Here is a 13,951-nt window from a genome sequence, read left to right as displayed (position 1 = left end):
GACAGCAGGGCCGTTGACGCTGGAGCCGCTTGATGCAACACCCTGTGCAGCCAGAAATCAGAGCGTTACCCCGTCCCCCCACTCACCCCCACACCCCCCACCCTCACCCCCCACCGTCACCGCCATCGCGGTCTACCGCTCAGAGCCATCTTGACATGTCCACCTCAGCGCACCCCGGCGCAACTCGTTGCTGAAGTGATCGCTGAAGCGATCGTCCCGCCGATGGAGGTTCCGTGAACCGCACCAAGTCCCTCTCCATGCTGGCCACGTTGGTCACGGGCGCCGCCCTGGCCCTCGTGGGCGTCAGCCCGGCCCACGCCGCAGGCCCCGCCTATGTCGCCTTGGGCGACTCGTACTCGGCCGGAAACGGCGCGGGAAACTACGACAGCGCCAGCGGCGACTGTCACCGCAGCTTCAGCGCCTACCCGTACCTGTGGAAGAACGCGCACGCCCCGTCCTCCTTCGCCGACACCGCCTGTTCCGGCGCAGTGACCTCGGACGTGCTGAACAACCAGCTCGGCCCGCTCAACTCCTCCACCGGCCTGGTCACCATCACCATCGGCGGCAATGACGCGGGCTTCTCCGACGTCATGACCGCCTGCGTGACCGGCTCCGACAGCGACTGCGTCAACCGGGTGAACACGGCGGAGAACTTCGTCAGGAACACGCTGCCCGCCCGCCTCGACGCGGTCTACAACGCGATCCACGCCAAGGCCCCCTCGGCGCACGTCGTCGTCCTGGGCTACCCCGACATGTACACCCTCAACACCTTCTGCGTCGGCCTCAGCGCCACCAAGCACGCCAAGATCGACGAGGCCGCCGACGTGCTCGACACCACCACCGCGGCCCGCGCCGCCGCGCACGGCTTCTCCTTCGGCGACGTCCGCTCCACGTTCAAGGGCCACGAGCTGTGCTCGGGCGACGCCTACCTCCACTCGCTGGTCATCTCGCCGAGCTGGGAGTCGTACCACCCGACCGCGACCGGCCACTCCAGCGGCTACCTGCCGGTGCTCAACGCCAACGACTGACGCCCGCCCCGACCCGGCCGAAGGCCCCCCGCCCGCTCAACCCCCCACCGGGCAGGGGGCCTTCGCGTACGCACGTCGCGGCGGCGGCCTCAGAATTCGACGTCCTTCGTCGCGACCGTCCCCGCCGTGCGGCCGGGGGCCGCCTGGAAGCTCCAGTAGAGATTGGTGTGGGCGATCACCTGGGCCGGGGGCGGCGCGCCCCACTCGGTCAGATCCTCCGTCGTGTGGGCGTCCCCGACCAGCGTCGTGTCGTATCCCCGCACGAACGCGCCGTGCAGCGTGGAGCGGACGCACGCGTCGGTCTGGCCGCCGACGACGATCAGGCGCCCGACGCCGAGACCGGCCAGGACCTCCTCCAGGTCGGTGTCCTCGAAGGAGTCGCCGTACACCTTGTCGATGTGCGGCTCGGCGTCGTCCGCGCCCAGTTCCGGCGCGATCCGCCACGGCTCGCTGCCTTTCGTCCGGTCCTCGCCGGAGTCCTGGACCCAGACCACCGGGGCCTGTCTCTCCCGCGCCCGCGCGACCAGCGCGGCGATGTTGGCGACCACCGCGTCCCGTTCGTGGCAGCCGTCGAGCACGCCCACCTGCGAGTCCACCACGAGGAGTGCGGTGTGCGGCCGGTTCTTGAGAGTGGTCATGGTCTTTCCCCCTTGCTCACGCGCCGTTCTGCTCACGCCCTGCGTCGCACAGAGCGTCACGTCCTGCGTCACGTCCTGCGTCCCGTCCGGCGTCACGTCGGGCGTCACGCTCCGTGTCGGTCTCCGCCACCGTAACCCCCGCCACTGACAACGGGCCCGACGATCTCTTTGCCGTATCGAGCCGCGCATTCAGGTGATTCCGGTACGAAGGGCGATTTTCAGCCACCTAGTATCTGGTTCCGTGACAGACGGGAAGAGCCGGCGGCGACCGGCCGACCACACCAGCGGGACGGGCGGCAGCGCGACCGACGTGGTCGTCCTCGGGGCCGGTCCCGCCGGGCTCGTGCTCGGCAACATCCTTGTGGACCGGGGGATCGACTGCGTCGTGCTGGAACGGGCCGGGGCCGCGCGGGTGCGGACCCGTGCGCGCGCCGGATTCCTGGCGGCCAACACCGTACGGATTCTCGAACGGCACGGCCTCGCCGAGGGGTTGCGGCGGCGCGGGCAGCCCCACAGCACCTGCGAGTTCCGTACCGAGGACGGCCGGTTCCGGCTGGACTACGGCGCGCTCGGACAGCGCGAACCGCACACCGTCTACCCCCAACAGGACCTGGTGAGCGACCTGTTGACCCGGTTCCAGGAACGGGGCGGGCAGATTCGTTTCGGCACCGAGGCCGTGGCCGTACGCGACGCCGACGGCGAGCGGCCCGAGGTCGTCGTGCGCGAGGCCGACGGACGGCCGGGCCTGTGGCGGGCGCGGTACGTGGCCGGTTGCGACGGGCGGCACGGCGCCGCCCGTCGTTCGCTGCCGCCCGGCGCCGTCCGCCACCACCGCGATCACGGCGTGACCTGGCTCGGTCTGCTCGCCGAGGCGCCGCCCAGCCTGGACGCGGTCGGATACGCGGTGCACGAGCGCGGGTTCGCCGGGCACATGGCCAGGACCAGCGAGGTCACCCGCTACTACCTCCAGTACGAGCGCGGCGCCCCGGCCGACGCCTGGCCGGCGGAGCGGATCTGGGACGAGCTGGAACTGCGCATGCGGGCGCGGGAGTTCGGGCCGCTGCGGCGCGGCCGGTTCGTCCAGCGGTCCGTCGTCGACCTGGAGTCCGACGTGCTCGAACCCCTGCGCCACGGCGCGCTGTTCCTCGTCGGCGACGCCGCCGGTCTGATCAGCCCGTCCGCCGCGAAGGGCGCCAATCTGGCCGTACTCGAAGCGGCGGTCCTGGCCGACGCCCTGGCCGCCGATCTCACGGCCGGGGACCCGCGCGGCCTCGACGCCTACTCGGCGCGCTGCCTGACGCACATCTGGCGGGCGCAGGAGTTCTCGCACTGGATGATCGGGCTGCTGCACGGCCCGACCGGCGCGGACGGCGAGTCGCTGTTCCACAACTCCCTGCGCCGCGCCCGCCTCGCCTCATTGCGCACGTCGCGCAGCCAGCAGGACTGGTTCGCCGAGCATTACGTCGGCGTCTAGCCGTTCCGGCCCGCCGCCCCAACCACTCGCCCGCGCACCGCCGTTCACGCATCCCTGTACGTGCGGCCGCATCCCGTACCGCCGCATCCCCGCACCCGTCTCGCGTACACCCGTCCGCGTACACCCGTACGCGGACGACCGAACCCCGGAACGAATGAGGGTCCCCCCGCACATGATCACGGCACTGTCGGGCGAGACGTCCGACGCGTCCCGCCTGCGCGCGACGGTCGACTTCGTCAGGGAGCAGGACACCGCCACGCTGCTCCGGCTCCTGCTTCCCGGGCTCGACGGCCCGGAGTTGCGGGCGCTGGCGGAGCGCTGCGCCTTCTCGCACGCGGCGCTGCTCGTCTTCCCGTCCGGCCGGGCGGAGTTGGAGGCCACGCTCGCCGACTGCGGGCTGGTCGCGGACGCGCCGCCGACGCCGAGCGTCGTCGTACGCGAGCGGCTGGCCGTACGGCACAAGCGGCGCGCGGCGGAGCTGGACGTCGCGATTCTGCGGCCGGCGGTGGAGTGCCGGGACGGGGTACGGCGGACGGTCGAGGTCTTCGCGCTGACCGTGCCACCGGGCTCCGGCCTCGGCGAGGTCGCGGCGTACGAGCGGGCGCGGCAGCACGAGACGCATGTCGCCTTCGAGGTCGAGGCACCGGACCCGCTGGTGCTGCGCGGTCTGTGCGCGGCCTTCGGGCAGTACGGCGCGACGCCCGACGGCGGCGGCTACAACCCGCACGAGAACGGCACGGTGTTCTACTTCGCCGCGCCAGCCGAGGCCAAGGCCGGTTACGGGCGGGTGGAGTTGTACGTGCCGGGCGACCACCGCGACCTGCTCGACGCGCACATGGAGGCGCACCGGGCGCGGCAGCCCGCCGAGACCTTGCTGCGGCTGCTGACCGGGGCGTGGACGACGCAGGCGCTGGCCGCGTTCGCGCGGCTGGAGGTGGCGGACGCGATGGACGGGGAGCGGGGCGTCGGCCTGGCCGAACTGGCCCATACGGTCGGTGCGTTGGCACCCAACCTGGCCACCTTGCTGCGGTACCTCACCATGCTCGGCGTGGTGAGCGAGGACCGCGACGGCTTCCGGCTCACGGACACCGGCGGGCTGCTGCGGGCGGACGCCGAGGGGTCGATGCGGTCGCTGGCGCTGATGTACGGGGGGCCGTTCTACGCGTCCTTCGCCGGGCTCGACCACACCGTGCGCACCGGACAGGTCGCCTTCGAACGGCACTTCGGCGAGAACCACTTCGAGCACTTCGCCCGCGATCCCGAACTCGCCGGGCTGTTCGACCAGTCGATGGCCGCCGGCGCCCGGATGTTCGACCCGCTGCCCGACCACCCGGTCCTCGTCGCGGCGGCCGGAGGGGCGGCCGGAAGGGCGGCCGAAGCGGCGGCCGAAGGAGCGGCGGCCGTAAGGGCGGTCGAAGCGGCGGCCGAAGGAGCGGCGGCCGAGGGAGCCGAAGGAGCCACCGTGGTCGACATCGCGGGCGGCAACGGCGAACTGCTCGGCCGAATCCTTTCCGCACACCCCCGCCTGCGCGGTGTCCTGCTGGAGCGCCCGCACACCGTCGAGACCGCCCGCCGCCTGCTCGGCGCGGCCGGTCACACCGGGCGGTGCGCCTTCCTCCCGGGCTCCTTCGCCGACGTGCCCGCGGGCGGCGACGTCTACATTCTGTCCCGCGTCCTGCACGACTGGGACGACGACCGCTGCCGCGAGATCCTGCGGCACTGCGCCCGCGCGATGTCCCCGACCGCCGAACTGCTCGTCGTGGAACGCGTCCTGCCCGACGACGGCTCGGCCTCCCTGGCCACCGCCTGGGACCTGCACATGATGTGCAACGTCGGCGGTCGCGAACGCCGCGCCGACCACTACGCCCGCCTGTTCGCCGACGCGGGCCTCACCCTTGTCGGCCGCTCGCCCCTCCCCCTGGACGGCACCGTCCTGCACGTCCGCAGGGCCTGAGCCGCGCCCCCGCACACGAAGCCGAAGCCGGAGACGAAGCCATAGCCATAGCCGCAGCCGTAGCCGTAGGAAGGTACCCGCCACGGGCGCACGGCTCCAGGAGCCGTGCGCCCGACGCGTCAGCCCTTGACGCAGACGACCTGCTTCAGCTTGGCCACCACCTCGACCAGGTCGCGCTGCTGGTCGATGACCTGGTCGATGGGCTTGTAGGCGGCCGGGATCTCGTCGACGACGCCGGAGTCCTTGCGGCACTCGACGCCGCGGGTCTGGTCCTCCAGATCGCGGGTGGTGAAGCGGCGCTTGGCCGCGTTCCGGCTCATGCGGCGGCCGGCGCCGTGGGAGGCGGAGTTGAACGCGGCGGAGTTGCCGAGGCCGCGGACGATGTAGGAACCGGTCCCCATGGAGCCGGGGATGATGCCGTGGTCGCCGGAGCCCGCGCGAATGGCGCCCTTGCGGGTGACCAGGAGGTCCATGCCGTCGTAGCGCTCCTCCGAGACGTAGTTGTGGTGGCAGGAGATGACCTCGTCGAAGGTCGGCCGGGCCTTCTTGAACTCCTTGCGGATGACGTCCTGGAGGAGCGCCATCATGATGGCGCGGTTCTTCTTGGCGTACTCCTGCGCCCAGAACAGGTCGTTGCGGTACGCGGCCATCTGCGGGGTGTCCGAGACGAAGACCGCGAGGTCGCGGTCGACCAGGCCCTGGTTGTGCGGCAGCTTCTGCGCCTGGCCGATGTGGAACTCGGCCAGCTCCTTGCCGATGTTGCGGGAGCCGGAGTGCAGCATCAGCCATACGGCGCCGGACTCGTCGAGGCAGACCTCCACGAAGTGGTTGCCGCCGCCGAGCGTGCCCATCTGCTTGGTCGCGCGGTCGGCGCGGAACCTCACGGCCTCCGCGAGCCCGTCGAAACGGTCCCAGAAGGAGTCCCAGCCGGAGGTCGCCATGCCGTGGAAGCGGCCGGGCGCGACCGGGTCGTCATGCATGCCGCGTCCGACCGGAATCGCCTGCTCCACCTGGGAGCGCAGCCGGGAGAGGTCGCCGGGCAGGTCGTTCGCCGTCAGGGAGGTCTTGACCGCGCTCATACCGCACCCGATGTCGACGCCGACCGCCGCGGGGCAGACCGCGCCGTGCATCGCGATGACGGAACCGACCGTGGCGCCCTTGCCGTAGTGGACGTCCGGCATGACGGCCAGGCCCTTGATCCACGGCAGCGAGGAGACATTGCGGAGCTGCTGCATCGCGACGTCCTCGACCGTGGTCGGGTCCGTCCACATCCGGATCGGCACCCGGACACCCGGCACCTCGGTATAAGACATGACAATCCCCCGTAAACGGCAAAATCAAGGATGCCTCACGCGATAAAACCGCCCCAAGAGGTGGTTTGGGTGAAGCTTGCGGTAGACATTGTGTCCACGGCGCACCCGCTCACGCCAAAGGTTTAGCGCGCGGGAGCGGCAGAACCTGAGGGGAAGGGGGCCCGCCCAGTGCGGTCCACGCGAAGTGTCCCGGCGGCGCGAGGTGCCCAGGCGACGCGACGTGCTCCGGCGGCACGCGGCCTCCCGGCCGCCGTCGGCACGGCCGTGACCGCGGTGGCGCTGGCCCTGGCCACGCTCGGCGCGTGCACCGGCGGCGGGGACTCGGCGGATTCCGCCTCGGACCAGAAGGCGCAGCTCGCGGGCGGCGGCAGTGCGAGCACGGTCTCGCCCGCGCCGCCCGGCAAGTACCAGACGCTGCCCGCCCCCTGCACGGCCGTCGGCCAGGAGCTGCTCAAGTCCCTGGTCCCCGCCGTCCCCGACGTCGCGGGCTCGGAGTCGCTCACGTACGACACGGACCGCCGGGTCGGCTGCTCCTGGCGCGGCACCCGGGCCGACGGCACGTCGAACACCCTGAAGATCGACCTCGAACGCGTCGTGTCGTACGACCCGGCCGTCAGCGACGAGGTCCAGGCCGACCTCGACTTCTCCAACGAGGCGGCCGACGCCTCGATCCCCCCGCTGTCGTCCTCCGCCACCCCGAGCGGCCAGCAGACGACCGCCACGCCGACCGGCGGTACGACGAACGGCAACAATTCCACCACCGGCAGCGGTACGAACGGCGGCAACGGTACGAACACGGGGTCCGCGACGAGTTCCGGCACGGCCGGTGGCGGCGGCACCGACCTCCTCCCCCGCCGCCTCACCGATGTGGGAAACGCCGCATTTATCAATGACGTCCTCAAGCCCCACGCACAGCCTCCCCGCCGCGACGTGACACTGGTTTTCCGCACCGCCAACGTCCTGGTGACCGTCACTTACGCGGAGTCGTCACCCCGTGGCAGTACGCCACCGGACAGCGCTGACCTGCAAAAAGGCGCCCAGCAGGTCGCGGAGCAGCTCCTGAGGAAAGTCAAGGACTGACCGGGGGCCGACAGCGCGGCCCTTTAGGGTGACCCCCATGGAACGACGACACACCGCCTCCCGCCTCGCTCTGCTGCTCGCCTGTGCGGCCGTCCCCGCGATGGCTCTCGCGGGATGCTCGTCCGGTTCGGGATCATCCGACGCGAAGTCCTCGGCCTCCTCCCCCACGGGTTCCGGCCCGTCCGGCGGCTCGGCCACCCCGACCCTCGCGCCCACGAAGTTCGCCGCGCTCCCGGCGTCCTGCAAGGCGATCACGCAGGCCACCGTGAACGCGCTGGTGCCCAAGGCCAAGACGCCCGGCGGCACCCCGGTGAAGTCCGACGACATCACCTCGCGCGCCGGCTGCTCCTGGACGGGCAACGGCAAGGACGGCTACCAGTACCGCTGGCTGTCGGTCACCCTTCAGCGCTTCACGTCCTCCACCGCGCTCGGCACGGCCGAGGACCAGGCGAAGAAGCGGTACACCGAGCAGGTCGGCACGTTGAACCAGGTCCCCGGCGCGGCCTCCGCCACCCTCACCGGCCTCGGCGACCAGGCGGCCTCGGTGGTCAGCAAGGCCACCGTCGCGAAGGTCACCTCGCAGAACGACTCGGTGGTCGTCCGCAGCGGCAATGTCGTGGTCCTGGTGGAGTTCAACGGCGCGGGCCTCGAGGGCAAGAAGAACCCGTCGGCCGGCGACGTACAGAGCGGTGCGCAACGGGCGGCGAAGGAGGCCGTCGCGGCGGTCGCGGCGGCGAACGCGTAACAACTCCCGCTCCCCTCGCCCCGGTATTCGCGCGTTTGTACGGCGTTCGTTCGTCAACGCCGCGCCTCTCCTTCTCACCCGTATGGCAGTCTGGGGCCCGCCGGAGCCGGTACGGCTCCGGTCCGCCAGTGAGGCTGGAGCCAAGGGGTAGGAGGGGTCGCGGGTGGCCGCGATACGTTTGACCCGGACGCACCGCATATTGATCGGCGTGGTCGTCACCGGAGCGGTGGTGATCGCGGGGATCGGCTTCGCCGGTTCGTACGCGGCCGTGCGCTCGCTCGCCCTGGACAAGGGCTTTGGCTGGTTCGCGAACGTCTTCCCGATCGGCGTGGACGCGGGCATCGTCGTCCTGCTCGCGCTCGACCTGCTGCTGACCTGGCTGCGCATCCCGTTCCCGCTGCTGCGGCAGACCGCGTGGCTGCTGACGGCCGCGACGATCGCCTTCAACGGCGCCGCCGCCTGGCCCGACCCGCTCGGCGTCGGCATGCACGCGATCATCCCGGTGCTGTTCGTGGTCTCGGTGGAGGCCGCCCGGCACGCGATCGGGCGGATCGCCGACATCACCGCCGACAAGCACATGGAGTCGGTGCGCATCACGCGCTGGATCCTCGCCCCCCTCCCCACCTTCCGGCTGTGGCGCCGGATGAAGCTGTGGGAACTGCGGTCGTACGAGGAAACGATCCGGCGCGAGCAGGACCGCCTGGTCTACCGGGCGCGGCTGCGGGCGCGGTACGGCGTCGCGTGGCGTCGCAAGGCCCCGGTCGAGGCGATCATGCCGCTGCGGCTGGCGAAGTACGGGGTGCCGCTGGCGGAGACGGCCGACGCCGGACTCGAAGCGGCGGGCATCGAGATCACGCGCCCCGCCAAGGAGTTGACGGCCGGGCCCGAGTCGGCCGCGCCGACCGCGGCGGAGGCCGCGGAGCCGGTGACGGCGGCGCCGTCGAAGGCCGCCGCGAACGGGACGGTGAACGGAGCCGTGAACGGGGCGGTGAACGGAGCCGTGAACGGGGCGGTGAACGGCCATGTGAACGGCCACGCCCTCCCGAACGGCGTTCCCGACCTCGCGGCCGAGGCGGCCGCGGCCCTCGCGGAGGCGGCCCGGCAGCAGCAAAGCGCCCAGCAGAACGGACTCGCGGGCGGACAACCGGGCGGACAGCAGGCGGGGCAGCAGGACGGGCAGCAGTTCCAGCCGCAGTCGGAGTTCGAGCACCAACAGGCGTACGAGCAGCGGCAGTTCGAACAGTTCCAGCAGTATCAGCAGTACAACCAGCAGCCGTACCCGCAGGAGTGGCCCCAGCAAGACATGCCGGGCGCGCACGACAGCCCGTGGTTCGCCGCCGCCCAGCTCCAGGCCCAGCGCGAGCAGCAGGCGTTCATGGCGCAGCAGATGCAACAGGCCCAGCAGCAGGGGCAGCAAGGGCAGCAGGGCCAACAGATCCAGCAGCAGCCGGAGCCGGAGCAGCCGCAGATCATGGTCCCGGCCGGCCCCAACCGGTCGCGCCCGCTGGGCGGTTCCGGACTGAACGGCAGCGCCGCCGCCGCGCAGCAGCGCTTCCAGCAGGGCCCCGAGCCGCAGTACGCCGCTCCGGAGCCGGAAGCGGTGCCCGCACCCGAGCCGGAGCAGCCTCCGGCGCCGGAATTCGTCTCGGGCCTCGAATTCCCCGACGGCATCTCGCAGGACGAGGCGTTCTTCGGCGCCTACCGCCGCTACGTCCGCGAATTCGGCACCTTCCCCAACGCCCGGCAGTTCGCCCGCTACCTCTCCGACATGTACACCGGTACGCCGCCGGAGGAGCGCGAGCTGGTCCCGTCCCTGCGCGACCTGCGCTACCGCTTCCAGTCCGAGTCGGACACCGAGCACATCCCGTAGACCGGGGGCCGTGAACCACAGGCCGCAGGCCGGGGGCCACGCATACGACGGGGGCGGAACCGCGGTCGCGGTCCCGCCCCCGATGCCGTACGAGCCCCTACGCGCCCTCGCCCGCGCCCTCGCCCAGCAGCGTGCGGACGCGGTCGGCGCCCACCGCGAGGAGCAGCGTCGGAAGGCGCGGACCGGTGTCGCGGCCGACCAGCAGCTCGTAGAGCAGGGCGAAGAACGACCGCTGGGCGACCTTCAGCTCAGGAGTCGGCTTGGCGTCCGGCTCAAGACCGGCCAGCACCTTGGGCACGGCGTAGACGAGGGTCGTCAGACCGTCCAGCGACCAGTGCGAGTCGAGGCCGTCCACCAGGAGCTTGAGCCCGGCGCGCTCGCTGTCGCCGAGGGCGGCGAGGCGGGCGGTGTCGGGCTCGGCGCGCACCACGGTGCGCTGCTCGGCGGGCACCTGGGTGGTGATCCAGGACTCGGCGCGGTCGAGCCGGGGCCGCACCTCGTCCAGCGAGCCGATCGGCCGGTCCGGGTCCAGCTCGGTCAGGATGCGCAGCGTCTGGGCCTCGGCGCCCGCGGTGATGTCGGCGACCGACGCCAGCGTGCGGTACGGCAACGGCCGCGCGGTACGCGGCAGCTCACCGGCGGCGGTGCGGGCGGCCCTGCTGTGCGCGGCGACGTCGGCCGGGAGCGCGGTGCCCTCGGCGACCTTCCGCTCCAGCGCGTCCCACTCGTCGTAGAGCCGCTGGATCTCCTGGTCGAAGGCGATCTTGAAGGACTGGTTGGGGCGGCGGCGGGCGTAGAGCCAGCGCAGGATCTGCGGCTCCATGATCCGCAGCGCGTCGGCGGGGACGGGCACACCGCCCTTGGACGACGACATCTTGGCCATGCCGGAGATGCCGACGAAGGCGTACATCGGGCCGATCGGCTGCTTCCCGCCGAAGATCGGGCCGACGATCTGCCCGCCGACCTGGAACGACGAGCCCGGCGAGGAGTGGTCGACGCCCGACGGCTCGAAGATCACGCCCTCGTACGCCCAGCGCATCGGCCAGTCGACCTTCCACACCAGCTTGCCGCGGTCGAACTCCTCCAGCCGGACCGTCTCCCCGTGCCCGCAGGCGCAGGTGTACGTCAGCTCGGTCGTCTCGTCGTCGTACGCGGTGACCGTGGTGAGGTCCTTGCCGCAGACCGCGCAGTACGGCTTGTACGGGAAGTAGCCCACGCCGGAGCCGCTGCCGTCGTCCTCGCCCGCCGCGCCCGAGCCCTCGGCGGCCTCCAGCTCGGCCGCGTCCACCGGCTTCTGCGACTGCTGCTTGGCCGGGGCCTTCTTCGTCCGGTACTGGTCGAGGATCGCGTCGATGTCGGCGCGGTGCCGCACCGCGTGCAGGATCTGCGCGCGGTAGGCGCCCGCCTGATACTGGGCGGTCTGGCTGATGCCGTCGTACTCCACGCCCAGCTCGGCCAGCGACGCGGCCATCTGCGCCTTGAAGTGCTCCGCCCAGTTCGGATACGAGGACCCGGCGGGCGCGGGCACCGAGGTTAGCGGCTTGCCGATGTGCTCGGCCCACGACTCGTCGACCCCGGGGATGCCGACCGGGACCTTGCGGTACCGGTCGTAGTCGTCCCAGGAGATCAGGTGCCTGACCTCGTGCCCGCGCCTGCGCACCTCGTCGGCGACCAGGTGCGGGGTCATGACCTCGCGCAGATTCCCGAGGTGGATCGGGCCCGAGGGGCTGAGCCCGGACGCGACGACAACGGGTTTCCCGGGTGCGCGGCGCTCCGACTCGGCGATGACGTCGTCCGCGAAACGGGAGACCCAGTCGGCCTCGTTGCTCTCAGCCACGGTCCTCTTCTTCCTGAGGGTTCGATGGGGGTGTTCCGACGGCTCCGATTCTCCCAGACATCCGGCCCCCGATCGCCAGCGGATAACCCGGCCTGTGGATAACTCGCCCGCTCCGTCCCCACCTGTGGATAACCGGCTCGGCCCATCGGGGCTCGCGTGGGACACTGGGACCTCGCCTCACCGCGAGGCGAAGTCCGCTATCCACGACACACGGAACGGCACACCCATGGCCTCGGTCACCTCCCTGTCCGCTTCACTCCAGCAGCGTGTCTCGGCCGCCCTCGCGGCCGCCGTGCCGTCGGCCGACGGTGCCGACCCGCTGCTGCGCCGAAGCGACCGGGCCGACTTCCAGGCCAACGGCGTGCTGGGCCTCGCCAAGAAGGCGAAGGCCAATCCCCGGGAGCTGGCCGCCGCCGTGCTGGCCGGGCTGCCCGCGGACGGCCCCGACGGGCTGATCGGCGAGATCGAGGTGTCAGGACCCGGCTTCCTCAACATCTCGGTCACGGACACCGCGATCACCGCCAACCTCGCGCTGCGGGCAGCGGACGACCGGCTCGGCGTACCCCTGGCCGAGCACCCCGGCACCACCGTCATCGACTACGCGCAGCCGAATGTCGCCAAGGAGATGCACGTCGGGCACCTCCGGTCCTCCGTCATCGGCGACGCGATCGTGCGGATTCTGCGGTTCAGCGGCGAGACGGTGATCCCGCGGCACCACATCGGCGACTGGGGCACCCAGTTCGGCATGCTCGTCCAGTACCTGATGGAGCACCCGGACGAGCTGGAGAGCACGCAGACCACCGCGGACTCCGCGGTGGCCGGTGAGGCGTCGATGTCCCGGCTCGACCGGCTCTACAAGTCGTCGCGGACGCTCTTCGACTCCGACGAGGCGTTCAAGGACCGGTCCCGCAAGCGGCTGGTCGAGCTCCAGTCGGGCGACGCGGAGACGCTGAAGATCTGGCAGTGGCTGGTCGACGAGTCGCTGATCTACTTCCACTCCGTCTACGACAAGCTCGACATCGCGATCCAGGACGAGGACATCGTCGGCGAGTCCGGGTACAACGACATGCTGGTGGAGACCAGCGACCTGCTGGAGAAGTCCGGTGTCGCGGTCCGGTCCGACGGCGCGCTGTGCGTGTTCTTCGACGACATCAAGGGCAAGGACGGCGAGCCGGTCCCGCTCATCGTCCGCAAGTCCGACGGCGGCTTCGGCTACCCGGCCACCGACCTGTCGGCGGTGCGGGACCGGACGCAGAATCTGCACGCCACCACCTTGCTGTACGTGGTGGACGCCCGGCAGGCGCTGCACTTCCGGATGGTCTTCGAGACCGCCCGGCGGGCGGGCTGGCTGACCGACGAGGTCACCGTCAAGCACATCCCGTTCGGCACGGTGCTCGGCAAGGACGGCAAGCCGTTCAAGACCCGGGCGGGCGAGAGCGTCAAGCTGGAGGACCTGCTGGACGAGGCGGTGGAGCGGGCGACGGCCGTCGTCAAGGAGAAGGACACCAAGGGCGAGCTGTCGGACGCGGAGGTCGCCGAGCGCGGCGCCGAGGTCGGCATCGGCGCGGTGAAGTACGCGGACCTGTCCACGTCCCTGGGCCGGGACTACGTCTTCGACCTGGACCGGATGGTGTCGCTCAACGGCGACACGAGCGTGTACATCCAGTACGCGTACGCCCGGATCCAGTCGATCATCCGGCGCTCGGGCGACGCGCGGCCCGCGGCCCACCCCGAGCTGCCGCTGGCACCCGCCGAGCGGGCGCTGGGGCTGCTGCTCGACGAGTTCGGCGAGGCGCTGGCCTCGACGGCGGAGACGTACGAGCCGCACAAGCTCGCCGCGTATCTCTTCTCGGTGGCCTCGGCGTTCGCGACGTTCTACGAGCAGTGCCCGGTCCTCAAGGCGGACAGCCCCGCCGTGGTGGAGAACCGGCTCTTCCTCTGCGACGTCACCGCCCGCACCCTGCGGCAGGGTCTGACGCTGCTCGGTATCCGTACCCCCGAGCGCCTCTAGG

10 protein-coding genes are annotated in these 13,951 nt (G+C 71.5%); 7 read left to right on the top strand and 3 right to left on the bottom strand.

Annotated features, from left to right (window positions below; genetic code table 11):
- The first annotated feature begins 257 nt into the window (after positions 1-257).
- Positions 258-1,028: an SGNH/GDSL hydrolase family protein gene (locus ACIOC1_RS18455; RefSeq protein WP_401855779.1), complete on the top strand. Its 771-nt coding sequence runs from the start codon at positions 258-260 to the stop codon at positions 1,026-1,028.
- 89 nt (positions 1,029-1,117) lie between these two features.
- Here the strand turns inward: ACIOC1_RS18455 and ACIOC1_RS18450 are convergent, their stop codons facing one another.
- Positions 1,118-1,666 carry an isochorismatase family protein gene (locus ACIOC1_RS18450; RefSeq protein ID WP_391051992.1) on the bottom strand — a complete coding sequence of 183 codons (549 nt, stop codon included), beginning with the start codon at positions 1,664-1,666 and terminating at the stop codon, positions 1,118-1,120.
- Positions 1,667-1,976: 310 nt separating this feature from the next.
- Between ACIOC1_RS18450 and ACIOC1_RS18445 the strand changes: the two genes are divergently transcribed.
- Complete coding sequence (locus tag ACIOC1_RS18445; RefSeq protein ID WP_401855776.1) at positions 1,977-3,140, top strand: 4-hydroxybenzoate 3-monooxygenase; 1,164 nt, start codon at positions 1,977-1,979, stop codon at positions 3,138-3,140.
- Positions 3,141-3,312: 172 nt separating this feature from the next.
- Positions 3,313-5,094, top strand: coding sequence for a methyltransferase (locus tag ACIOC1_RS18440; RefSeq protein WP_401855398.1), 1,782 nt, complete (start codon positions 3,313-3,315; stop codon positions 5,092-5,094).
- A 119-nt stretch (positions 5,095-5,213) separates the two neighbouring features.
- On the opposite strand, the gene ACIOC1_RS18435 is transcribed toward ACIOC1_RS18440, so the two are convergent.
- Entirely contained in the window at positions 5,214-6,407 is a 1,194-nt protein-coding gene (locus tag ACIOC1_RS18435) for an RtcB family protein (RefSeq protein ID WP_355340599.1), read from the bottom strand.
- 168 nt (positions 6,408-6,575) lie between these two features.
- Between ACIOC1_RS18435 and ACIOC1_RS18430 the strand changes: the two genes are divergently transcribed.
- The 3 genes from ACIOC1_RS18430 to ACIOC1_RS18420 all read left to right on the top strand — a co-directional run bounded on the left by ACIOC1_RS18430 (position 6,576) and on the right by ACIOC1_RS18420 (position 10,102).
- A complete protein-coding gene (locus ACIOC1_RS18430; RefSeq protein WP_401855395.1) occupies positions 6,576-7,487 on the top strand; it encodes a hypothetical protein in 912 nt (303 codons plus the stop codon).
- 37 nt (positions 7,488-7,524) lie between these two features.
- A complete protein-coding gene (locus ACIOC1_RS18425) occupies positions 7,525-8,232 on the top strand; it encodes a DUF3558 domain-containing protein (RefSeq protein ID WP_401855393.1) in 708 nt (235 codons plus the stop codon).
- A gap of 163 nt (positions 8,233-8,395) precedes the next feature.
- Positions 8,396-10,102 carry a DUF2637 domain-containing protein gene (locus ACIOC1_RS18420; protein WP_401855390.1) on the top strand — a complete coding sequence of 569 codons (1,707 nt, stop codon included), beginning with the start codon at positions 8,396-8,398 and terminating at the stop codon, positions 10,100-10,102.
- A gap of 97 nt (positions 10,103-10,199) precedes the next feature.
- On the opposite strand, the gene lysS is transcribed toward ACIOC1_RS18420, so the two are convergent.
- Positions 10,200-11,939 carry a lysine--tRNA ligase gene (gene lysS / locus ACIOC1_RS18415; protein ID WP_401855388.1) on the bottom strand — a complete coding sequence of 580 codons (1,740 nt, stop codon included), beginning with the start codon at positions 11,937-11,939 and terminating at the stop codon, positions 10,200-10,202.
- Between the two features lie 226 nt (positions 11,940-12,165).
- On the opposite strand from lysS, the gene argS reads away from it, so the two are divergent.
- Positions 12,166-13,950: an arginine--tRNA ligase gene (gene argS / locus ACIOC1_RS18410; RefSeq protein WP_391163534.1), complete on the top strand. Its 1,785-nt coding sequence runs from the start codon at positions 12,166-12,168 to the stop codon at positions 13,948-13,950.
- Position 13,951: the final 1 nt, after the last annotated feature.

It is taken from the genome of Streptomyces sp. NPDC088197, assembly GCF_044741185.1.
Lineage (GTDB): Bacteria > Actinomycetota > Actinomycetes > Streptomycetales > Streptomycetaceae > Actinacidiphila.
This window is presented reverse-complemented; position numbering and strand designations above follow the sequence as displayed.